The organism is Kribbella sp. NPDC023972, from assembly GCF_040639075.1.
Classification (GTDB): Bacteria; Actinomycetota; Actinomycetes; order Propionibacteriales; family Kribbellaceae; genus Kribbella.
This window is the reverse complement of sequence record NZ_JBEZZH010000001.1, coordinates 1679713-1700599: the sequence shown is the minus strand read 5'-3', so window position 1 is coordinate 1700599 and position 20887 is coordinate 1679713. Positions and strand designations below refer to the sequence as shown.

General features: G+C 68.4%; 19 protein-coding genes, 1 other RNA gene and 1 pseudogene. 15 read left to right on the top strand and 6 right to left on the bottom strand.

Going from position 1 to position 20887, the window contains the following annotated elements; all coding sequences use genetic code 11:
• Positions 1 to 180: 180 nt before the first annotated feature.
• Positions 181 to 1113, top strand: a pseudogene (locus AB0F43_RS08075) (MFS transporter); the annotation flags it as partial.
• A gap of 12 nt (positions 1114 to 1125) precedes the next feature.
• Here the strand turns inward: AB0F43_RS08075 and AB0F43_RS08070 are convergent.
• Positions 1126 to 2172 (bottom strand): PfkB family carbohydrate kinase, encoded by a 1047-nt coding sequence (locus AB0F43_RS08070; protein WP_360472276.1) that lies wholly within the window; start codon positions 2170 to 2172, stop codon positions 1126 to 1128.
• Between the two features lie 130 nt (positions 2173 to 2302).
• Here AB0F43_RS08070 and AB0F43_RS08065 point away from each other — a divergent pair, with 130 nt between their 5' ends.
• The 11 genes from AB0F43_RS08065 to AB0F43_RS08015 all read left to right on the top strand — a co-directional run bounded on the left by AB0F43_RS08065 (position 2303) and on the right by AB0F43_RS08015 (position 11034).
• Complete coding sequence (locus AB0F43_RS08065) at positions 2303 to 2680, top strand: hypothetical protein (protein ID WP_360472274.1); 378 nt, start codon at positions 2303 to 2305, stop codon at positions 2678 to 2680.
• Positions 2673 to 2837 (top strand): hypothetical protein, encoded by a 165-nt coding sequence (locus AB0F43_RS08060; RefSeq protein ID WP_360472271.1) that lies wholly within the window; start codon positions 2673 to 2675, stop codon positions 2835 to 2837. The genes AB0F43_RS08065 and AB0F43_RS08060 overlap by 8 nt, the downstream gene beginning before the upstream one ends.
• A 396-nt stretch (positions 2838 to 3233) precedes the next feature.
• Positions 3234 to 3923, top strand: coding sequence for a cell division ATP-binding protein FtsE (gene ftsE, locus AB0F43_RS08055; RefSeq protein WP_360472268.1), 690 nt, complete (start codon positions 3234 to 3236; stop codon positions 3921 to 3923).
• Positions 3924 to 3941: 18 nt separating this feature from the next.
• Entirely contained in the window at positions 3942 to 4853 is a 912-nt protein-coding gene (gene ftsX, locus AB0F43_RS08050) for a permease-like cell division protein FtsX (RefSeq protein WP_360472266.1), read from the top strand.
• A 69-nt stretch (positions 4854 to 4922) separates the two neighbouring features.
• Positions 4923 to 6353 carry a peptidoglycan DD-metalloendopeptidase family protein gene (locus AB0F43_RS08045; protein WP_360472265.1) on the top strand — a complete coding sequence of 477 codons (1431 nt, stop codon included), beginning with the start codon at positions 4923 to 4925 and terminating at the stop codon, positions 6351 to 6353.
• Between the two features lie 21 nt (positions 6354 to 6374).
• Positions 6375 to 6848, top strand: a complete 474-nt coding sequence (gene smpB, locus AB0F43_RS08040) for an SsrA-binding protein SmpB (RefSeq protein WP_360472262.1) — start codon at positions 6375 to 6377, stop codon at positions 6846 to 6848.
• A gap of 111 nt (positions 6849 to 6959) precedes the next feature.
• On the top strand, positions 6960 to 7520 hold the full coding sequence (locus AB0F43_RS08035) for a DUF1707 and DUF4870 domain-containing protein (RefSeq protein ID WP_360472260.1): 561 nt from the start codon (positions 6960 to 6962) through the stop codon (positions 7518 to 7520).
• Between the two features lie 158 nt (positions 7521 to 7678).
• Positions 7679 to 8053, top strand: a transfer-messenger RNA (tmRNA) gene (gene ssrA / locus AB0F43_RS08030).
• Positions 8054 to 9040: 987 nt separating this feature from the next.
• Positions 9041 to 9601 (top strand): DJ-1/PfpI family protein, encoded by a 561-nt coding sequence (locus AB0F43_RS08025; RefSeq protein WP_360472257.1) that lies wholly within the window; start codon positions 9041 to 9043, stop codon positions 9599 to 9601.
• 248 nt (positions 9602 to 9849) lie between these two features.
• The gene (locus tag AB0F43_RS08020) at positions 9850 to 10197 is read left to right on the top strand and encodes a VOC family protein (protein ID WP_360473062.1); all 348 of its coding nucleotides are present in this window, start codon (positions 9850 to 9852) and stop codon (positions 10195 to 10197) included.
• 150 nt (positions 10198 to 10347) lie between these two features.
• Positions 10348 to 11034, top strand: coding sequence for a GAF and ANTAR domain-containing protein (locus tag AB0F43_RS08015; RefSeq protein WP_360472254.1), 687 nt, complete (start codon positions 10348 to 10350; stop codon positions 11032 to 11034).
• 12 nt (positions 11035 to 11046) lie between these two features.
• Here the strand turns inward: AB0F43_RS08015 and AB0F43_RS08010 are convergent, their stop codons facing one another.
• The 5 genes from AB0F43_RS08010 to AB0F43_RS07990 all read right to left on the bottom strand — a co-directional run bounded on the left by AB0F43_RS08010 (position 11047) and on the right by AB0F43_RS07990 (position 16758).
• Positions 11047 to 12252 (bottom strand): epoxide hydrolase family protein, encoded by a 1206-nt coding sequence (locus AB0F43_RS08010; protein ID WP_360472252.1) that lies wholly within the window; start codon positions 12250 to 12252, stop codon positions 11047 to 11049.
• Positions 12253 to 12259: 7 nt separating this feature from the next.
• Positions 12260 to 12688: a MarR family transcriptional regulator gene (locus AB0F43_RS08005; protein WP_360472250.1), complete on the bottom strand. Its 429-nt coding sequence runs from the start codon at positions 12686 to 12688 to the stop codon at positions 12260 to 12262.
• A 70-nt stretch (positions 12689 to 12758) separates the two neighbouring features.
• Positions 12759 to 15152, bottom strand: coding sequence for an FHA domain-containing protein (locus tag AB0F43_RS08000; RefSeq protein WP_360472247.1), 2394 nt, complete (start codon positions 15150 to 15152; stop codon positions 12759 to 12761).
• A gap of 314 nt (positions 15153 to 15466) precedes the next feature.
• Positions 15467 to 16186, bottom strand: coding sequence for a hypothetical protein (locus tag AB0F43_RS07995; protein WP_360472244.1), 720 nt, complete (start codon positions 16184 to 16186; stop codon positions 15467 to 15469).
• Positions 16183 to 16758 (bottom strand): winged helix-turn-helix domain-containing protein, encoded by a 576-nt coding sequence (locus AB0F43_RS07990; RefSeq protein WP_360472241.1) that lies wholly within the window; start codon positions 16756 to 16758, stop codon positions 16183 to 16185. The genes AB0F43_RS07995 and AB0F43_RS07990 overlap by 4 nt, the downstream gene beginning before the upstream one ends.
• A 169-nt stretch (positions 16759 to 16927) precedes the next feature.
• Between AB0F43_RS07990 and AB0F43_RS07985 the strand changes: the two genes are divergently transcribed.
• The 3 genes from AB0F43_RS07985 to AB0F43_RS07975 all read left to right on the top strand — a co-directional run bounded on the left by AB0F43_RS07985 (position 16928) and on the right by AB0F43_RS07975 (position 20884).
• Complete coding sequence (locus AB0F43_RS07985; RefSeq protein ID WP_360472237.1) at positions 16928 to 17845, top strand: nucleotidyltransferase domain-containing protein; 918 nt, start codon at positions 16928 to 16930, stop codon at positions 17843 to 17845.
• Positions 17835 to 18602 (top strand): nucleotidyltransferase domain-containing protein, encoded by a 768-nt coding sequence (locus tag AB0F43_RS07980; RefSeq protein WP_360472235.1) that lies wholly within the window; start codon positions 17835 to 17837, stop codon positions 18600 to 18602. The genes AB0F43_RS07985 and AB0F43_RS07980 overlap by 11 nt, the downstream gene beginning before the upstream one ends.
• Before the next feature lie 158 nt (positions 18603 to 18760).
• Positions 18761 to 20884, top strand: coding sequence for an alpha-galactosidase (locus AB0F43_RS07975; protein ID WP_360472232.1), 2124 nt, complete (start codon positions 18761 to 18763; stop codon positions 20882 to 20884).
• Positions 20885 to 20887 lie beyond the last annotated feature (3 nt).

The following is a 20887-nucleotide window of genomic DNA, read 5'->3' as shown; positions in this document are numbered from 1 at the left end:
GGGAGCTACCGTGACGTCCTGCTGTTGCCATCTGCGTTGCGCACGTTCGTGCCGGCGCTGCTCGGCCGGTTGTCGTACGGTCTGCTCCCGTTGTCTCTGCTTTTCACCGTCCAGCAGTCCACCAACTCGTTCGCCACCGCTGGTGCGGCGGTCGCACTGTTCGGTCTGGCGTCGTTGTCGATGCCCTACAAAGCACGGCTCGTCGACCGCTTCAGCCAGCGGCGCGTGCTCCCGGTCCTCGCGATCGGCTGTTCTTCCACTCTGGTTGTCATCGCTCTCTCTACCAGCAACCTCGCGGTGGTGGGGGCGGCGGGACTCCTCGCGCCACCGCTGGGACCGTCTATGCGGTCGACCTGGCGACTGCTCACCGAAGGTTCGACCCTGAAGGAACGGGCCTACGCGCTGGACGCAGTCTCCGAGGAGTCGCTCTTCCTCGGCGGTCCGCTGCTTGTCGGCGTACTGATCAGCTTCGGGTCCGCACCAGCGGCTCTCGCCTGCTGTGCGGGCCTGATGCTCGTCGGCACCCTCGCCATGGTGACCAGTCCGGTCACCAGGCACACGGCCGCGGCTCCGCCGGCTCGCCACCCTCTCGGTCCGCTCGTCATCCCGGGGCTGCGGCGGATCCTGCTGGTCATCCTGGTCACGGCGTCGGGCATCAGCGTCGCGTACCTCTGCGTGGCCGGCGTCGCTCAGGATGCCGGCAGGCCGGGAACGGCCGGATACGTCGAAGCCGCGATCGGACTCGGAAGCGTCGCCGGCGGACTCCTGTGGGCTCGGCGCAAGCACACCCGGCAGTGGTCCACTCATCTCGGCGGACTGATCGCCGTACTGGCTGCCGGACTGGTCGCGGCGTCGTTCGCCGGCAACCTGATGCTGCTCGGCGTCGTGATGGCGGCCGCGGGGGTCGCCGTGGCGCCGATCTTCGTGGTGTCCTACCTGGCCGCCGACACCGTCACCCCGCCGTACCAGCGCACCGAGGCGAGCACCTGGATCAACACCGCCAACAATCTCGGCAGTTCGGCCGGATCGGCGCTCGCCGGTCTGGCGATCGACCGGACTACGCCGTCACACGGGTTCCTGGCTGGCGGCGTACTGCTTGCTCTCGTCGCAGCGACTGTCTGGCTGTCAGGCGTCAGACAGGCGCGCAATTGTCGCGGAGGCCCGGCGGACGATGGGGACGGGGCCCTCGGGCAGGACATCACCGATGAAGTTGTAGTGGGCAAGGATTTCGGGGGCGATGCCGCCCGGGCGGTGCCGGCTGTGGTCGCGGACCCAGTCGATGATGTCGCCCCAGCCCGGCGCGGCGAGTGAGCCGCCGAAGTGCTGCACCGACAGACCCGCACACAGGTTGCCGAAGGCAAGGCGGTGCGCCAGCGGCCAGCCGCGAAGGGTGCCGAGGACAAGTGAGGCGAGGAATACGTCACCCGCCCCGGTCGGGTCGTACGAGCGCACCGGCAGGGCCGGCACCTGCTCCTCCTCACCGGTCGCCGAGTCGATCGCGAGCACTCCGTCCGACCCGTTGGTGACCACCGCCAGCGGCACGCGCTCGGCCAGCTTGTGCAACGCGGCCTTCGGCGTGTCGGTCCGGGTGTATGCCATCGCCTCGCGCGCGTTCGGGGTGAAGGCATGGAACCCCTCGAGTACGTCGAGAACGGCCGGCGACCACTCGTCGGTCGGGTCCCAGCCGACGTCACCGAACAGCAGCGCGCCGGACCGCATCGCCTCGACAGTCCAGCCGGGCAGCTCGTCCTCGACCGGAACGATCGCGGACCGGGTGTTCAGGCCGGGGCCGACCAGTTTGCTCGGGTCGCCGGGCGCCTCGTGCGCGTGCGTCACCATGGCCCGGTCCCGGTCGAGTGACATCGAGACGGTGACGGGGGAGTGCCAGTGACCGATCCGCCGGGAGTGGGACAGGTCCACGCCCTCCTGGTCGGCCAGGGTCCGCCAGCAGAAGTCGGCGTACACATCGTCGCCGAACACGGCGGCAAGCCCGGTCTTCAGGCCGAGCCGGCTGGCGGCGATGGCGAAGTTCGCGACGCCGCCGGGGCAGGACCCCATCCCCTCGGCGAAGATCTCGGTCCCGGTGGTCGGGGCGGACTCCAGGCCGGTCAGCACGATGTCGAGGAACACTGTCCCCTGCACGAACACGTCGTAGCGGTCCGGCTCGTCCATCACGGTGACACTGCTCCTTGTCAGACTGGGCTGCTCTGTCGGTGGCGGGTGGAATGGTTCCCTTCGTAACATCTTCGGCCGGTCACCACCATGGAATTGGGAGGACGCGTATGAGCGGCGGGGTGTGTCCGTGATTCCGACCTGGATCTCGGTGGTCGGCGTCGTCGCGACCGTGCTGAGCCCGTTCCTGGCCCTCGGCGGGGTCGCCCTCGGGGCGTACCTGACCCGCAAGTCCGACCGCGAGCTGGACGTCTGGCGGCACCGCGAGGAGACGATGCGGATGGTCCGGTGGGCGGTCGAGCAGATTCTCGAGGGTACGGACGCCGGCACCGACGCCGGTGTCGTCACGCTCCGCTCACTGATGCGGTCGGAGCTGTTACAGCCCGAGGACTACGATCTGGTCGCCGCGCTGACCGCCTCGGTCGCGATCGACCGCGTCGGCCAGGCCGCGTACGCTGATATCGCGGAAGCAGATACCGAGGTCGTCGAGGGAGACGGGGATGGCTGAGAAGAAGACCGTGACGGTCTCCCGTCAGGTCGTCAAGCTGGCCCAGTTGCACGTCGAGGCCGCCCGCCGGGCCGGCCGCAAACCCGAGCCGGGTCTCGCCCGCATCGCCGACGCCCGCCCCGACAACGGCCACGGCCCCGCACCGGCCCCCGCCTGACAGCCCGAGTACGGCGCGCGCGCCTGACAGCCCGGGTACGAGGCGCGCCGCCGGGCGCGGAACCGCTTGACCTGTGGATAACTCCACCGGCGGACCGGCGAAAACGGATACGCTCAAGCAGGAAGAACAGGGGGCGGCGCAGCGTCGGCCGCACAGCCCGGGGCAACGTCGGCCGCTCAGCGCGTGGCAATGTCGGCCGCACAGCCCGTGGCTATCCCGTCGCACCCCGCACCTCGTGGTACACCGGCTATCGGACGCGCGTGTACGGTCCGGCCCGCCTGGTCGGCGGCACGCCCGGGACCACCTAGACTGACCTGCGGCCGCTCCGGTGGCGTACGGTCTCCTCGTGGTTACCGCTGCGTCGCTCCCTGTTCCCGACCACGGCCGGATGATCCCGTGATCCGCTTCGAGAATGTGTCAAAGACGTACGAGGGCCAGTCCAAGGCCGCTCTGCTGAACGTCAACGTCGAGATCGAGAAAGGCGAGTTCGTCTTCCTGGTCGGCACCTCCGGGTCCGGCAAGTCGACGTTCCTGCGCCTGGTCCTGCGCGAGCACCGGACGACCAAGGGCCACATCATGGTGGCCGGCAAGGACCTGAACCGGCTGGCGGGCTGGCGGATCCCGCAGATGCGCCGCCAGATCGGCACCGTGTTCCAGGACTTCCGGCTGCTGCCGAACAAGACCGTCGCCGAGAACGTGGCGTTCGCCCTGCAGGTGATCGGCAAACCCCGCTCGCACATCCGCAAGACGGTTCCCGAAGTCCTCGAACTGGTCGGCCTGGACGGCAAGGAGGACCGGCTCCCCGACGAGCTGTCCGGCGGTGAGCAGCAGCGGGTCGCGATCGCCCGGGCGTTCGTCAACCGTCCGATGATCCTGATCGCCGACGAGCCGACCGGAAACCTGGACCCGGGGACGTCGGTCGGCATCATGAAGCTGCTGGACCGGATCAACCGCACCGGGACGACGGTTGTGATGGCCACCCACGACGTGTCGATCGTCGACCAGATGCGCAAGCGCGTGATCGAGCTGGAGAACGGTCATGTCGTCCGCGACGAGTCGCGTGGCGTCTACGGCTACCAGCACTGAGACAGGGACTACTGACTGATGCGCTTGAACTACATCCTCTCGGACCTCGGGATCGGCCTGAAGCGAAACCTGTCGATGACGATCGCGGTCGTCGTCACCATCTGGGTCTCGCTGTCGCTGTTCGGCAGCGCGCTGCTGGCCCGCGAGCAGGTCGAGCTGATGAAGGGGAACTGGTACGACAAGATCCAGATCTCGGTCTTCCTCTGCACCAAGGACTCCGGCGGCCGCGGCTGCTCCGGTACCGAGGTGACCCAGGAGCAGAAGAACCGGATCCGCCAGGTGATCGAGTCGAACCCGGACACCGCGCCGGACGGCGTCTTCGGCGAGTCGAAGAAGGAAGCGTTCGAGCAGTTCAAGAAGCTCTACAAGGACTCGCCGATCGTCAGCACGGTCACCGAGGACCAGATGCAGGAGTCCTTCCGGGTCAAGCTGAAGGATCCACAGCGCTACCAGAACCTGGTCAGCGCGGTCGCGGGCCTGCCGGGCGTCGACACCGTCCAGGATCTCAGACAGTATCTGGATCCGTTGTTCAAGGCACTCAACGGCTTGCAAGTCGGCGCCCTGGTCGCGGCGGCACTCCTGCTGGTCGCGGCCCTGATGCAGATCTCGAACACGATCCGGCTGGCGGCGTACGCCCGCAGACGGGAGATAGGTATCATGCGCCTGGTGGGCGCGTCGAACTTCTATATCCAGCTGCCGTTCCTGCTCGAAGCGGTCCTGGCAGCACTCATCGGCGCGATCCTTGCCTGTGGCACCTTGTGGGTCGGGGTGTACTTCGTCGTCATGCAGCGGGCCCAGGAGACGTTCCGGGTCTGGCAGTGGGTCGGCGCCACCGAAACCTTCCGCGCCACGCTCATCATGGTGGTGGTCGGCCTGGTGCTCGCCGTCGTCCCGACATTCCTGACAACGCGGAAATACCTCAAAGTCTGACCCGGGTGACTTATCGTGCAGTAGCAGTCTCAACGCACGACAACTCAACCCAGAGCAAGGGGTCGACCTGTGGTCCCGCACTTCCCCGGTGCGAACCCGCGTGAGCGGGCGAGCATCAAGCGAGACGACAGCACCGGCACCTCCGCGAAGCCACGCCTGCGCCTCCGCACGAGGGCGCCAGGCCGGCCGACGGTCGTCGCCGCTTGCTGCCTTGTCCTGTCCCTGTCCGCCGGAGCCCTGGCGGTGGTCCCGTCTGCCCAGGCGGACCCACCGGATCCAGCCGCCAAGAAGAAGCAGCTCGACTCGCAGATCGGCCAGTCCAAGGCCGAGCTGGCCGAGGCGTCCGACCAGCTCGGCAAGTCTGTTGCCGCCTATAACCAGGCGGAGGCGAAGTACAAGGCCGTCCAGGCCCGGTACGCCGTTGCCCAGGGCAAACTGGCGGCCGCGAAGGCGGCCGATACGGTCGCCGCGGGCAAACTCCGGACCGCCGAGCGGGCGCTGCGTACGGCGGTCGCCGAGGTCGAGGCGGGCGAGAAGCTGATCGCCGAGAAGCGGGCCGTGGCCGGTCGCGCGGTCCGTTCGGCGTACCAGCAGCAGAACAGCCTGGTCGGGTTGGCGATCGCGCTGCGCGGCGCATCCCCGGCGGACATCGCCACCGGGATGCAGGTCCAGCGCAACGTGTTCGGAATCCAGGGCAACGCGATCACCAACCTGAACAACGCGCAGGCGCAGCTCGCGAACCGGCGGGTCAAGGTCGCTGCCGCGGAGAAGGCCGCCGAGGAGGCCCGGGCCGAGGCAGCCCGGACGGTCCGGCAGGTGACCGCGCTGACCAAGCAGGTGGCCGCGGACAAGGCCGAGGCCGCCGCGATCGCGCAGCTCAAGCTGGTCGCCTACAAGGCCGCCGAGAAGGAGAAGAACAACGAGCAGGCGCAGTACAACGCGCTGCTCCGGGAGCGGAACCGGGTCGAGCAGATCCTGATCGCCCGCGCCCGCGCCGAGAAGGCCGCGGCAGCTCGCCGGAAGGCGGCCCGGGAGAAGGCCGAGCGGGACAAGGCCCGGAAGGAAGGCCGCCCGCCGCGGCAGATTCCGGACAACCGGGACGACAACGGCCGGCTGAGCTACCCAATCAATAGTTACATCACGTCACCGTTCGGCATGCGGTTCCACCCGGTCCTGCATTACTGGAAGCTGCACGACGGCACCGACTTCGGCGGCGGCTGCGGTACGCCGATCCGCGCGGCGGCCAGCGGGGTCGTCACGGACAGGTACTACAACGGCGGCTACGGGAACCGGCTGTTCATCTCGCACGGCGTGATCGACGGCTCCTCCATCACCACCGTCTACAACCACCTGTCCCGCTACAAGGCCAGGGTCGGTGAGCGCGTCAGCCGCGGCGAGATCATCGGGTACGTCGGCACCACCGGGTACTCCACCGGCTGCCACCTGCACTTCATGGTCTACCAGGACGGCCGAGTCGTTAATCCGATGAAGTGGTTGTGAGAGGTCTGAGATACTGGTCGGATGGTGAAAGAGACCGGCCGGAAACCGATCGCGCAGAACCGTAAGGCGCGACACGACTACCACATCGAGGACGTGGTGGAGGCCGGGCTCGTGCTGACCGGGACCGAGGTGAAGTCCCTGCGGCAGGGTCGGGCCTCCCTGGTCGACGCGTTCGCGGCGGTCCGGGGCAACGAGCTGTGGCTGCAGGGGATGCACATCCCCGAGTACAAGCACGGCACCTGGACCAACCACGAGCCGCGCCGCACCCGCAAACTGCTCCTGCACAAGGACGAGCTGCAGAAGCTCATCCGCGCCGTCGAGCAGCAGGGCGTGTCGCTGATCCCGCTGTCCCTCTACTTCAAGGACGGCTACGCCAAGGTCGAGCTCGGCACCGGCCGGGGCAAGAAGGACTATGACAAGCGGCACGCGCTGGCCGAGCGCCAGGCGAACCGCGAGGCCCAACGCGCCCTCTCGGACCGCACCCGCCGGCGCTGATCGCCGTACTGGCTCGGAGACCGGTCCCGGGCGATGGGCTGGGGTCCGGTCAGGGGTAGGTGGGGGCTGCACCCGATGGGGTGAGCGCCGTGCGGCGCGCAGAGTGGACACATGTCCACTTCAGACCTGCTGGTGACGCCGGCCCAACGGGACCGTGCCGTCGAGATCCTGAAAGAAATGTACGCCGACGGCCGGCTGGACCACGGCGAGTTCGACACCCGGCTGGAGCTGGCGCTCAAGGCCCGCACCCGGGCCGAGCTGAACAGCACGTTCAACGGCCTCGTTGCCCGGCCCGTCCCCACGCACGCACCGGCCGCCTTCACCCGGCCCGCGCCGGTGCAGCGGTACAACGGCGACGGTCGAGGAATGGGCACTGTGGCGCACTGGCTCGGCTACCCGACCTTCTTCGTCGGCCCGGCGATCGTGGTCGCGACGTCCGGCCAGAAGAACCCGGCGGTCCGCAAGCACGCCGTCGAGGCCCTGAACTTCCAGTTGAGCGCGTTCGGCGCGTTCGCCCTGCTGGGCATCATGACCGGGGTGACGGAGGGGTTCACCGCCTTCCTCTTCCCGCTGCTCGGCGTCCTCTGGTTCGTCCTCACCGGCATCGGCGGCCTGGCCACCGCGGTGGGCTCCAACTTCCGCTACCCCTTCACTCTCCGGTTGATCAAGTAACCCTGAGTAGCCGAATCGCTGAGGTACGACGGAACGCGGCCGGCCCTCGGGACGTCGTACGCCTGCTGGGGAATCCCAGGTGCGGGTGGCTTGTTGTGCTTGATAGTGTGGAGTTTCCACCGCCCTCCGGGGCTGGGTGGGAGTTTGACAACTCAACAGGGGGTGAACGGTTTCGACTTTGGACGTTAGTTCCAAGGGAAGCGGGCCGAGGACCCAGGGTTATCTCGTAAACGATCCCTGGAAACCAATAAGTGCCGACTCTAAGCGCACTAACTTCGCTCTCGCCGCCTGACGGCCTGAGATAAACGAAGGGTCAGCCCGGGGATGCTTCCGACCCGGTTCCTGGCCTCAGCTAGGAAGCTTGCTGTGTTAGCCCGGTCACGGGGTTAGCACGGGACATTTACAGTGACTGAGCCTGTCAGCGACTTGTCTGTGAGAGCGCTGGGGCTGAGAAAAGCGACTAGCAGACTGCGCCCGGAGAAGTCTTGGAGCAACGCTGAAGGACGCGGGTTCGATTCCCGCCACCTCCACGAGTGCGATGGGCGACGTGTGCCTGCGGAAAGCGCAGGCCTCGTCGCCCTCGTCGTGTTGTGCGCCGTCGCTCCGCTCGGCGCGAGCGGGGGCTCCGCCACCCGCACCCCCCACGCCTTCGCTTCGCTCGGCGGCTGTGGTTGCTCGCCGCTGGACCTGCATGCTGTGCCTTCGCTTCGCTCGGCGGCTGTGGTTGCTCGCCGCGGCTATCTGCATGCTGTGCCTTCGCTTCGCTCGGCGGCTGTGGTTGCTCGCCGCGGCTTCCTCCATGCTGTGCCTTCGCTGCGCTTGGCGGTTCCAATTGCCCGCCGCTGTCATCTGCACCACGCCATCGCTGCGCTCGGCGGTGTCCCGCGCAGGCCGGTCCCACTCGCCGACGTGCCCGCTGCCATCGCCAGAACCCGCACCGGCTATGCCACCGAAAGACCATCATCATCTAACGAAGCCGTCCGCAGCGCGTGGAATCTGGCGCGCCACGCCAACTCGCACTGAGGTTGCTCGGGGCAACAACCATCGTCGTCCTCTCCGGTGGGTCGGTCGGTACGGGGCGATGGCCGCATCTCACAGTGTTACCTCCCCCGCGAGCGCACCCGGCGGCTGATTCATGCGTCTTCTTGGCGACGCGAACTCGACGAGGGAGGAGACCGGCTCGGGTCGCGGTGGGCCGGATGGAGGCGTGCGTGTCGGCGACCACCGGAGGGTGATCGCGTCCAGGCCTGCGTCCGGCACGCCGCCAGCACCCAAGGGTCGGCGGTGTCGCCGAACGGCCGTACTCGGTGTCGATCGGCCTACCCAGGACGATGGCGAAGATGATCCGTCCGCCGGAAAGCCGGTCTCCGGCGGCGACTGCCACGAACCGCACCCGACGGCAACACCACTCGGGTGCAGGGGTCCTCGTCGGTGTGTGTGTCCGCAGGGTTCACCCTTGACCCACACTGGCCGGCGGCGGAGGCTAGCTGTGGAACCGGAGCCTGCGAAGGGATGACGTGATGACCAAGGTGCTGATTCTCACTGGTGACGCCGCAGAAGACCTCGAGGTGTTCTACCCGTACCAACGGCTGCTCGAGGAGGGGTACGAGGTGCATGTGGCCGCGCCGACGGTGAAGAAGCTGCAGTTCGTGGTGCACGACTTCGTGGACGGGTTCGACACGTACACCGAGAAGCCCGGGCACACTTGGCAGGCAGATGTCGCGTTCGCCGATGTCGATCCGTCCGAGTACGCGGCCCTCGTGATCCCCGGTGGTCGTGCGCCGGAGTACATCCGCAACGACGAGGATTGCCAACGGATCGTGCAGCACTTCTACGGTGAGTCGAAGCCCGTCGCCCAGCTATGTCACGGACCACTCGTCGCCGCCGCGGCCGGCGTACTGAACGGGCGCAAGACGTCCGCCTACCCAGCCCTGGCGCTCGACATCCGGGCCGGTGGAGCGGAGTGGGTCGACGGCGACGCGGTCGTCGACGGCAACGTGGTGTCCGGGCGCGCCTGGCCGGACCACCCGGGCTGGATGCGCGCGTTCATGACGATCCTGAAGGAGCACGCGCCGGCGTAGATCCGCGAGCGAGCAACTTTCCCGACCGTGTTGGTCATAGACAACCGGGGACGCCGTGGTTGCGGCGTCCCCGGTTGGGTGGGGCTGCGTCAGTTGATGGCTGGAACCGGGTAGTCACTCGCCGAACAGCTGGGCATCTGCGAAGGAGACGGACAGGTGGCTGAACAGGGTTCACTCAGGCTGTGTCAGACGGTGCTGGACGGTACTGACCCCTAGCGCTCGCCGAGTTCTACCGTGAGCTACTTGGTCTGGATTACAGACCCGGAGACGAGCTTCCCGCCGCGGGGGAACCGGATGAGCGTGCTCAGGACTGGCTCGTACTGCGGACCGCGGAGGGGACGCCGCAGTTGGCCTTCCAGTACGTCGAGCAGTTGGCTCGGCCGACGTGGCCGACAGGCGAGGTGCCGCAGCAGCTACATCTCGATTTGAGCGTCTCGTCCGTCGAGGAGCTCGAGCTCCAGCATGAGCGCGTCCTGGCTCTTGGCGGCCGATATCTGTCTGACAACACGCATGCGGGCGACGATGAGCCTTTCCGCGTCTACACGGATCCCGCCGGCCATCCGTTCTGCATCTTTGTCACTCAACGCGCAGTGTGAGTGACGCTGAACGGTTGGCGAAGGCGTTGCCGCCGTACAGGCCGTCCGAGGAGTGCGTCGGCCAGCTGGGGTGCCACAGTTCGGGGGTTGCATAGCGCACAATGTGCGTGACTGGCCGGGCAGCCACCGGCCCTCTGGATGGGTGGGGAGATGGAACTGCCGGAGCTGGCCGAGCTGATGACCACGGTTGCTGATTCGTTGCGGGTGCCGGTCGACGTCGACCAGACCCGGGCACTGATCACAGCCAGCGTCGTAGACACGATTCCCGGCGTCACGCACGCCAGCATCTCGGTGACGAGCAAGGACGGCACCATCGAGACCTTCGCCCCCACCGACATCGTCGCCGCGACCGCCGACCAGTTGCAGTACGAGCTCGGGGAAGGCCCTTGCATCGACGCGGTGCTGACGGAGCCGGTGGTACAGGTCGATGACTTGACCAACGACCCGCGGTGGCCGGTGTACGGACCGAAGGCCGGCGCTCTTGGGTTGTGTTCGCAGTTGTCGTTTCAGTTCCGCGCCGATCCGCAGGTGCGGGGTGCGCTCGACCTGTACGCCGACGAGCCGGACGTGTTCGACGTCGAGGCGCGCCACATCGGCGGGATGTTCGCCGATTGGGCCGCCGTACTGCTGGGCTGGGGCAGGCAGGAATCGCAGCTGTCGGAGGCCCTGGAGAGCAGAGCGAGCATCGGCACCGCCATCGGGATTCTGATGGAGCGGTACGGGCTCGACCAGCAGCGCGCCTTCGCCTTCTTGGCCCGGATTTCCCAAACCGGGAACATCAAGCTGCGCGACGTCGCCACCAACCTCGTCGCCGAAGCGGCGAGCAAAGCCCGCTGACCCCAAGCATCGTCAGGGGCGGGTTGGGCGGAAGGTGCGGCGGAGGTCTTCGGTCCACTCGGTGGGGAGTTCCCAGGGGATGAAGTGGCCGCCGGCGGGGTGGGCGGTGAGGTTGACGTGGTTGTACCAGGGGGCGCGGTCGCTGTCGAGGAAGTGCTGGATGCGTTGCTCTGGAGTGGTGACACCGGGCGGGTTCTCGTAGCCGACGAACGTGATGCCGGTCGGAGCCTCGATGACCGGTGTGCGGTCGTGTGACGGGGTCCACGGGTAGCGGTTGTTGTTCGCGTACGTGCGGATCGAGGTGTCGATCGCGTTGCCGGCCCAGTAAATCGTCGCGTGCGTGAGTACGTCGTCCTTGCTGAAGACGTCGCCGTCCGACCACTTCGTCCACCGCTCGAGCATCCAGGCGAGCATGCCGGCCGGTGAATCGGCCAGGCCGAAGCCGAGGGTGCTGGGGTCGAGGACATGCGTCGCCAGGTGCGAGGCGAACCGTCGTTCCAGCTCGATGATCCGGTCATGGATGGCGGGCGGGAGGTCCGGTGGGAGCGGGTTCCCGCCGGTGAAATCCCAGGCCCGGTCGCCGGTGAAGAACGTGAGCTTCAGGCCTGAACCGATGTGGATCCCGTAGAGCGCGTCGGCATACTTGTGACCGAGTTGCCCGGTGACGAGCGCCCCGACATCACACCCGCCGGCGGCGTACCGCTCGTAGCCGAGGACGCCGGTCATCAGCTCGTGCCAGACGTCGGCCATCTTCCAGAAGTTCATGTCCGGCTGGTTCGTCAGCGGGGTGGAGAACCCGAACCCGGGCAGCGAAGGCACGATCACGTCGAACGCATCGGCCGGATCACCACCGTACGACGCGGGGTCGGCGAGCGGATCGATCACCTTCGACCAGTGCCAGAACGTCCACGGCCAGCCGTGACTCAGGATCAGCGGAATCGGGTCCGGGCCGACTCCGGCCTTACGCATGAAGTGCACCGGTACGCCGCCGACGTCGACGCGATACTGCTCATACGCGTTCATCGCCCGCTCGGCCGCCCGCCAGTCGTACCCGTCGGCCCAGTACTCCACGAGCTCTTGCAGGTCGGTACGACGTACGCCGTAGAAGCCGTCGTCGTTACCGACGTCGAGCGGCCACTTGGTCATGGTCAGCCGGTGGCGCAGATCCTCGAGCACCACGTCCGGAACGTGGATCGGGGTCGGTTTTACAGTGTTCATGGTTGCCTCAGGCATCTTCCTTGGCGATTTCGGTCAGCCGGGTCAGGACAGGCATCGAGTCGGCGAGTACGGCACGTTCGTCGTCGGTCAACTGGTCGACCAGGCGGGTCAGCTGCGCGACCCGGTTCGCGTGCCGGGACCGGACGATCTGGCGGCCCTCGCGGGTGAGCGAGAGCAGCATCGCGCGTCCGTCGCTCGGATCCGGGCGACGGCTGACCAGTCCGTCCTGCTCGAGCTTCGCCACCAGGCTGGTCAATGCCGGCTGCTTGAGCTGCTCGGTCGCCAGCAGATCCGTCAGCCGCATCGGCCCACCTCGCGCGAGCGTGTGCAGGACCGACAAGGTCGAGAAGCTGAACCTCCGCACCGACGGCAACCGGATGAAGATCGTGTTGAAGTCCTCGATCACCGTGGTCAGCCGTTCCACATCCACCGTCACCCGGTGAACTATATCAAATTTCGATGTAACTCACCGCATGGCTGATCGGCGGTCAGGTCCACCGCGGGCCTCAGTTGCTGAGGGCGAGGCCGGGAACGGCGATGGCTGGCGGGCCTGACTTGAGGGTGAGGGTGGCGGTGGTGAGTCCCTCCGGGAGGTGGCCCTTGAAGGTGATGGTGCCGTGCTCGACACCGCCGGCCGGGATGGAATCCGGCCACTGGCTGCGGAATCCGTCGGCCTTCAAGGAATTGCCGTCCGCGCCGGTGAAGGCGGCCTGGCCCTCGAGCGGGAGGGCCAACGCCTGGTCATTGCCGTTGCTGATCGCAACCTTCACCCGGGTGAAGTGACTGGTGTACGTGACGTTCTCGACTGTGACGGTGACCCCTGCGCCGGTCCGGGAGACGGGTTTGATCAAACGGTCCTCACCCGACTCCTTGCCGGTCAGGTAGCCGGCGCCGTACTCGACTCCCGCGGTCAGCGCGAACCCACCGATGCCGACACCGACCAGTACGGCGGCGATCGCGATGAACACCGGTACGTCGAGCCGGCCGGCGCTGGGGCGTTCCTCGGAGGAGGTCGCGTCGAGCAGGGCGACGACCATGGCGGCGATCAGAGCGATTGCCGGTGGGACCAACCAACGCAGGGTGCTGCCGGTACCGTCCGCGAAGAACGTCGCGGCGAGGTTGATCACCAAACCGAGGCCCAGGACGGCGCCTGCGACGAGCAAGACGCGGACCAGGCGCACCTGGCCCACGGCCGCCTCGTCGGTCGCTGCGCGGCGTCCCTGCTCCGGCTGGCGGGTGGTCGTTGCGCGGCGTACCTGCTCCGGCTGGCGGGTGGCTGCCGAGGGCGGCTGCTGCTGGTTTTCGAAGGCCGAATCCGGCCAGCTGGCCGATTCCGACCAGTTGGGCTGGCCGCCGTCCGGTTGGGTCAGGGTGTGGCGCTTCGTCTCTGACCACGGCGAACGCGCCGGCTCCGGATTGTCCGCCGACGGATAGGCAGCCCACGCCGCCCCCGCCTCGGCCGGGGCAACATCCTCAGGATCCACCCACCCAACGCGAGCCCCACCAACCCACTCATCCCGCACCTCACCGGCGTCGGCCGACGCTTCGGATCCACGGAACGGGCTGTTGCTTGCGGCATCTGTCGCCGGCGTACCGGCCACTGGTGAGTCGGAAGCCGGCTCACGCCAGGAGTCGGCGGCGCCCCCCTGCGCACCCTGCCACGCGAACGGCGAACCGGCTGGCGCGTCTCCGCTGTCGGCCGGGGCTGCGGTCTGCCGGAACGGACTGTTCGCCGGGGCATCTGTCGTCCCGGGCGCAGGCGAGCTCCCGGCAACTGGCGAGCCGGGAGCTGGCTCCTCCCAGGCGTCCTGGTCGATCTCACCACCTTGCCGCGCGAACGGCGAGTCGGCAGGCGCGGCTCCGGCGTCGGCCGGTCGTGGGGCCTCCCGGAACGGGCTGCTGCCGGCGGCATGTGTCGATGCGGGCGCCGCCGGGGTCCCGCCACCTGGCGAGCCGGGAGCTGGCTCACCCCAGTCGTCGGCGTCGACCCCCTGACCGCCCTGCCGCGCGAACGGCGAGTCGGCTCTCACGGTTCCGGCGTCGGGCGGTGGTGGTGGGGTGTAGTGGAACGGGCTGTTGCCTGGGGCATCTGTTGGCGCAGATGGCTGCGCAGATGGCGGCGGCGTGTCGACGGTCCCGGCTTGCGCCGGTGGGGTCGAGCGCGGCGGTGCGGAGGACGCGTCGGCTCCACGCCCTGGCGCGGGTGCGGCGTCTGGCTCGGATGCCGGGCTGGGCGGGGGAGTTCGTGGGGGTGACGCGTTGCCGGGCGTGGCCGACGGGGGCGAGGGAGTTGGTGTGGGTGATGCGGCGGCTACGCGGCCTGCGGAGGCGTCGCCCCCGAGACCTACGGTGCCTGCGGCCCCGGCGTCGCCCCCGAGACCTGCGGTGCCTGCGGCGCCGGCGTCGCCCACGAGACCTGCGGTGCCCGCGAGGCCCGCGGCTGCTGCCGTCCCGGCGGCGCCCGCGTGGGCCCCGGCGGATGCGGTGCCTGCAGCGGCCGTCGTCCCGGCGCCCGCGCGGCCCGCGGCCTCCGTGAGGGCTGCAGGGGATGCGGTGCCGGTCGCGTCCGCGGGGCTCGGCTCTTGGCTTGGGGTGGCTGCGTCGGGTGTGGTGGGGTCGTGGAAGGTCAGGACTGAGCGGCCGATGTGGATTCGGTCGTTGTTGGTGAGGGGGGTGGGGGCGGCGAGGCGGCGGCCGTTCAGGGCCGTGCCGTTGCGGGACTCGTCGACGAGGGTCCACGTCGTGCCGGTGCGGTTCAGCCGGGCGTGGATGCGGGAGATCTGGTCGTCGGACGGCAGCTTGATGTCGGCGTTCGAGCCGCGGCCGATGGTGATCGTGTCGCTGTCGGCAGGCAGCGTCCAGCGCTGCGAACCGAGCGACACCGCGAATTCGGTTTCCACTAACACCTCACCCGGCAGCCAACCCGTCTGCGCGATTGTGCCTGCCCGACCCGCACCTGGTCCAGAGCGCCTCGCCTCCATGAGCCTCGTCACACCGGTTCACAGCACTCAGAACACAGTACGGCGGCCGCCAAAGAGGCCGCCGCCCACGCGCGCCGCCTACCCGCCGCCGGGCGCGAGAGAGACCGAGAGTGGTGGCACCTTACGCAGTGTCACCGGGGTGGCGGGGACCGGAGAACAGGAGGTATTGGCCCCTGATGGCTGTGATCGGTTGCGATTTGGGGACTATCTCCTGTCCTTAGGTCCGCCCACCCTCAGCCGCCGAGGTCCAGCGGCGCCGGGTAGCGGGCCTCCCACCAGGTCTTCCAGCGTTGGTCGAGGGCCTCGCGGTCGACGTCGCCGTACAAGCTGAGAACCGCCATCGAGGCACCCTCCGGCTTCTTCTCGCCCGGCGGGACGTGACTGAGAACCAGCAGCCCATTGCCCCAGCCGTCGACGCTCAGGCCGATCTGATGCTCGGACGTGAACCACACCTCACCCTTGACCTGCTCGCCGATCAGCTCCAGCTCGTACGGCGTACCCGCGGGCTGTGGCGAGATCCCCAGCTCCTCGATCGCCGACCTGGCGCCCGCGCCCGAGTAGAACAGTGTCCGCCGCGTCTCACCCGGGTGGTGCTCCAGCGCGAACCGCAGTTGCTGCAGGAACGTGATCCAGCCCTCGGTGATGTCGTCGTAGTACGCGTCCCATTCGGGGTTGTCGCCGTACGCCGCTCTGGTCAGGGTGATCCGCGATCCGCCCTCGACCGGCTCGACCACGAACTGGTCGCCGTCCCCGAGGGTCAGCGTCGCGCTCTCCTCGTCGGCGTTGACCCGGGTGAAGTAGATCAGGTCGATCTCTTCCTCCAGCCCGCCCTCGGCACCCTGGTACTCCCAGCCGTGCCAGTGCCGGATCTTCTCCTTGTCCCGCAGCGCGTCCCACACCGCCTCGACCGGCGCGGCCACCGTCACCACGATCCGCGGTCTGTCCTCAGTCATGCCTGTTCTCCTCGAGTACGACGGGAGGCCGGGTGGCCGCCCGCGATCAGCCGGTAGGGACGCCCGCCCTCGGTGTCGAACTCCTCGACAGTCCGCTGGATCGCCGCGGTCAGGGCGTCGGTGAAGCGGTGGACGTCGCCCGGCTCGGCGAACCGCACCTCCGCCTCGAGGGTGAACGTGAGCAGCCGCTTGCCCGCGGTGTCGGCCTTGGCCTGCATCCGGGCCACGTCCCGAACGGTGCCGGCGGCAACGTCCACCAGGTGCTCGGCGGCGTACTGGTCCTGGATCGTGCTGAATGCCTGGCCCATCACCGCCGGGTCGACCACCAGGGTCGCGGCGGACGCGCGCAGGATCCGCTCGGTGAACCCGCGTCGCTGCCGCTCCTCGACGAGCTCGACCAGCCCGGCCTTCTCCAGCTCGCGCAGGTGGTAGTTCACCCGCTGCCGGGGCAGCTCGAGCGTGGCCGCGAGCTGGGTCGCCGACGAGGGCTCCCGGAGCAGCTCGAGCAACTGCCGCCGGATCGGCGACAGCGCCATCCGGACCTTCTCGGGCTCCTCCACATATCTCAGCACGCCACCACACTCCTATTGACAGAAAAATTTGTCAATAGGAGATGACGTACCGCCAGGCCATTCCAAGGGAGGCTCGAACGGCGCCGGCACGCTCAGCGGGCGGCGGCCGGCGCGATTGTGATGGGCTGGGCGTCCGGGGTGGACCACGCGGGGTGAAAGCATGGGCGGCATGTCAGTCCGAGGGCCGCAGTTGCCGGTGGGGACCCAGGTGGTGATCCGGGTCGCGGCCCCCGACCACCAGGGCGGTACGGCGCAACGCGGAGCGACCGGGCGGATCGCCGGGGTCACGCCCGACGGCCGCTACACGGTCCGGCTCGGAGACGGCCGGGAGACGGTCGCGGGTCGCGACCAGCTCAGTCTGCGTACGGCGTACCAGGACGAAGCGATCGGACTCGATCAGCCCGATGGCGATCGGCTGGTGCGCGAGCACACGATCTACGCCGCGGTCGTCGGATCGCGTGCGTTCGGGCTGGACACCGACGCCTCGGACACCGATACCCGTGGCGTCTATGTCGCGCCGACCGAGTCCTTCTGGTCGCTGGCCAAGCCGCCGGCGCATGTGGACGGGCCGGAGCCCGAGTGGTTCTCGTGGGAGGTCGAGCGGTTCTGCGAACTCGCGCTGAAGGCCAACCCGAACCTCCTCGAGGTGCTGCACTCGCCGCTCGTCGTACGGCAGACGCCGCTCGGCGAGGAGCTGCTCGACCTGCGCGAGGCCTTCCTCTCCCAGCTGGCCTACCAGACGTACTCCGGCTACGTCCTCAGCCAGTTCAAGAAGCTGGAGGCCGACTTCCGCCGTGATGGTGCCCCGAAGTGGAAGCACGTCATGCACCTGATCCGGCTGTTGCTCGCGGCCCGCAGTCTGTTGCTTGAGGCAAAGCTGATCGTTGACGTGGGCCCCAACCGCGACCGGCTGCTAGCAGTCAAGCGCGGTGAGCTGTCGTGGGAAGAGGTCGAGCAGTGGCGGCTCGGTCTGCACGAAGAGCTCGACAACGCCTTACAGAGAACGGTTCTCCCGGCCACTCCCGACGTCGCCCGGGTCGACAGCTGGCTCAAGTCGGTGCGGAAGAGGAGCATCGGTGACGCGTGACATGCGGCAGCTCGACTACGCCGAGCTGCGCGACATCGTGGGCGAACAGCCATACCGCTTGCTCTTCGCAACGGTTTCGGGCGCGCACCTGTACGGCTTCCCGTCCCGGGACTCCGACGTCGACCTGCGCGGCGTCCACGTGCTCCCCGCCGCCGAGGTGGTCGGTCTGCGGACTGGGCCGGAGACCCTCGACCGGACCTGGTTCCAGAACGAGGCCGAGGTCGATCTCGTCACCCATGACCTGGCCAAGTTCGCCCGGCTGATGCTCCGCCGGAACGGCTACGTGCTGGAGCAGGTGCTCTCGCCACTCGTCGTCATCAGTACGCCGGAACACGAAGAGCTGGTCGCGTTGGCCGCGGACTGCGTGACCAAGTGGCACGCCCATCATTACCGGGGCTTCGCGAACACGCAGTGGGACTTCTTCGGGAAGAACCACCAGCTGAAGCCGTTGCTCTACACCTTCCGGGTGCTGCTCACCGGCATCCACTTGATGCGGACGGGCGTCGTCCAGGCGGATCTGCGCGAGCTCGTCCGCGAGCTTCCCGAGGCGCCGGCGTACCTGCCGGAGCTGATGGCGGCCAAGGCCGAGGCCGAGCATGGTGCGCTCGAAGGTCCGTCGGGGGAGCGGATCGCGGAAGACGTCGCTCGGCTGCGTGCCGCGCTCGACGAGGCGGAGGCGGTCACCGGCCTCCCCGACCGGCCGACGGCTGAGCCGGCTCTGCACGACCTCCTGATCAGGATGCGCCTCTCCGCCTGATTCTCTCCGTCTGAGTGCTGGAGAGCGGTTACCCGCGCCTAGGTAGGTGCCTGACCGACGATTAGGCTGATTACTTAACTTCGTGAAGCATTGACATCCGCGCTGCCGGGGTAAATAGTTCCGTCCTGAAATCAATCAGAAAGCAGAGTGAATCAACAGTGTCGAACATCGAGGTGCTGCAGCTCCGGGCTGCCGGGGTCAGTCTGGTGCTGGACTGCTCGGGACCCGCCCTTCCGTCCGTCCTGCACTGGGGCGCGGATCTGGGCGAACTGAGCGGGGACGCTCTGCTGGAACTGAGGCGCGGGGCCGGTGCGGTCCAGTACGGCAACGGTCTGGACGACAACCAACCGGTCGCGATCGTGCCGGAGTACGCGACCGGCTGGTTCGGGCTGCCGGGCCTGAGCGGTCACCGCGACGGCCAGAACTTCTCCGCCAGCTTCCAGCTGACGAGCGTCGCGCAGACCGGCAACACCGTGCAGGCCGACGCCGAGGACACCGGGGCGGGGCTCAAGATCCGCCTCACGATCGAGCTGACCGACTCCGGTCTGGTCCGGGCCAAGGCTGATCTCACCAACGCGGGCGCGACGCCGTACACGGTGGACGGCCTGGTGCTGGCGCTGCCGGTGCCGACCGAGGCGACCGAGCTGCTCGACATGACCGGCCGGCACATCGGTGAGCGGCACCCGCAGCGGCACGCCTTCACCCAGGGCGCGCACATCCGGGACAACCGTCGCGGCCGCACCGGTGCCGACGCCACCCTGCTGCTGATCGCCGGCACGCCCGGTTTCGGCTTCGGCACCGGTGAGGCCTGGGCCGTCCACACAGCTTGGAGCGGCAACCACCGGTCGTACGCCGAGCGCGGCATGAGCGGGTACGGCGTGATCGGCGGCGGCGAACTGCTCCTGTCCGGCGAGGGGCGCCTGGAGGCGGAAGGCACCTACAGCACCCCATGGATCTACGGTTCGTACGGCGTCGGACTCGACCGGCTTTCGGCCCGCTTCCACGAGTTCCTCCGGGCCCGGGACAACCACCCGAAGACCGAGCGTCCCGTCGTACTGAACACCTGGGAAGCGGTCTACTTCAACCTCGATCTGGACAAGCTGAAGGCGCTCGCGGACGCGGCCGCCGAGGTCGGGGCCGAGCGGTTCGTGCTGGACGACGGGTGGTTCCGGGGGCGGCGTGACGACCACGCCGGGCTGGGCGACTGGTACGTCGACGAGGAGATCTGGCCGAAGGGGCTGCACCCGCTCGTCGACCACGTGAGAGGTCTCGGGCTGCAGTTCGGTCTGTGGGTCGAGCCGGAGATGGTCAACCCGGACTCCGACCTGGCCCGCGAGCACCCCGACTGGATCCTTGCCGCCGGCGACCGGATGCCGCCGACCGCGCGCCACCAGCAGGGCCTCAACCTCGGTGTGCCGGCCGCCTACGACTACATCCTCGAGCGACTGGACTCGTTGCTGAACGAGTACGACATCTCGTACCTGAAGTGGGACCACAACCGTGACTTCGTTGACGGCGGCAACCAGCTGACCGGGACCGCCGGGATCCACGCGCAGACGCTGGCGGTCTACCGGCTGATCGACGAGCTGAAGCGGCGGCACCCGGGGCTGGAGATCGAGTCGTGTTCGTCCGGCGGCGCCCGCGTGGACCTCGGCATTCTCGAGCGCACCGACCGGGTCTGGGGCAGTGACAGCAACGACGCGCTCGAGCGCCAGAAGATCCAGCGCTACACGCAGCTCCTGCTCCCGCCGGAGCTGATCGGCTGCCACGTCGGTCCCCCGCGGGCACACACCACCGGTCGCACCCAGGCACTGTCGTTCCGCGCGATCACCGCCCTGTTCGGCCACTTCGGCATCGAGTGGGACATTGCCTCCGCGAGCGCGGAGGAGCGCAAGGAACTGGCCGGCTGGGTTGCCCTGCACAAGGAACTGCGGCCGCTGCTGCACACCGGACTTGTCGTCCGCGCCGACCGCGGCCCGGACGACTTCCTGCTGCACGGCGTGGTCGCGCAGGACGGCTCCCGCGCCGTGTACGCCGCCGTACAGCTGACCCAGTCGATCACCTCGGCCGTCGGCCGGGTCCGGCTGCCCGGACTCGACCCGAACCGGACCTACCAGGTGAGCAGGACCGCGACACCCGGACCGGAGCCGCGTGCGGTGTCCTGGTGGACCGACGGCCGTCAGCTGACGTTGAACGGGGCAGCACTTGCCACAGTCGGAGTGCAGATCCCCGCCCAGTGGCCCGAGAACGCGATGTTGCTGGATGTGACAGCGATCGACTAGCCG

Excerpts from the sequence above, each read along its gene's own strand:
- ftsX (WP_360472266.1), top strand. The coding sequence starts at position 3,942 with ATGCGCTTGAACTACATCCTCTCGGACCTCGGGATCGGCCTGAAGCGA.
- AB0F43_RS07985 (WP_360472237.1), top strand. The coding sequence starts at position 16,928 with ATGTCAGTCCGAGGGCCGCAGTTGCCGGTGGGGACCCAGGTGGTGATC.
- AB0F43_RS07995 (WP_360472244.1), bottom strand. The coding sequence starts at position 16,186 with ATGACTGAGGACAGACCGCGGATCGTGGTGACGGTGGCCGCGCCGGTC.
- AB0F43_RS08070 (WP_360472276.1), bottom strand. The coding sequence starts at position 2,172 with ATGGACGAGCCGGACCGCTACGACGTGTTCGTGCAGGGGACAGTGTTC.
- AB0F43_RS08060 (WP_360472271.1), top strand. The coding sequence starts at position 2,673 with ATGGCTGAGAAGAAGACCGTGACGGTCTCCCGTCAGGTCGTCAAGCTG.
- smpB (WP_360472262.1), top strand. The coding sequence starts at position 6,375 with ATGGTGAAAGAGACCGGCCGGAAACCGATCGCGCAGAACCGTAAGGCG.
- AB0F43_RS08025 (WP_360472257.1), top strand. The coding sequence starts at position 9,041 with ATGACCAAGGTGCTGATTCTCACTGGTGACGCCGCAGAAGACCTCGAG.
- AB0F43_RS08010 (WP_360472252.1), bottom strand. The coding sequence starts at position 12,252 with ATGAACACTGTAAAACCGACCCCGATCCACGTTCCGGACGTGGTGCTC.
- AB0F43_RS08015 (WP_360472254.1), top strand. The coding sequence starts at position 10,348 with ATGGAACTGCCGGAGCTGGCCGAGCTGATGACCACGGTTGCTGATTCG.
- AB0F43_RS08035 (WP_360472260.1), top strand. The coding sequence starts at position 6,960 with ATGTCCACTTCAGACCTGCTGGTGACGCCGGCCCAACGGGACCGTGCC.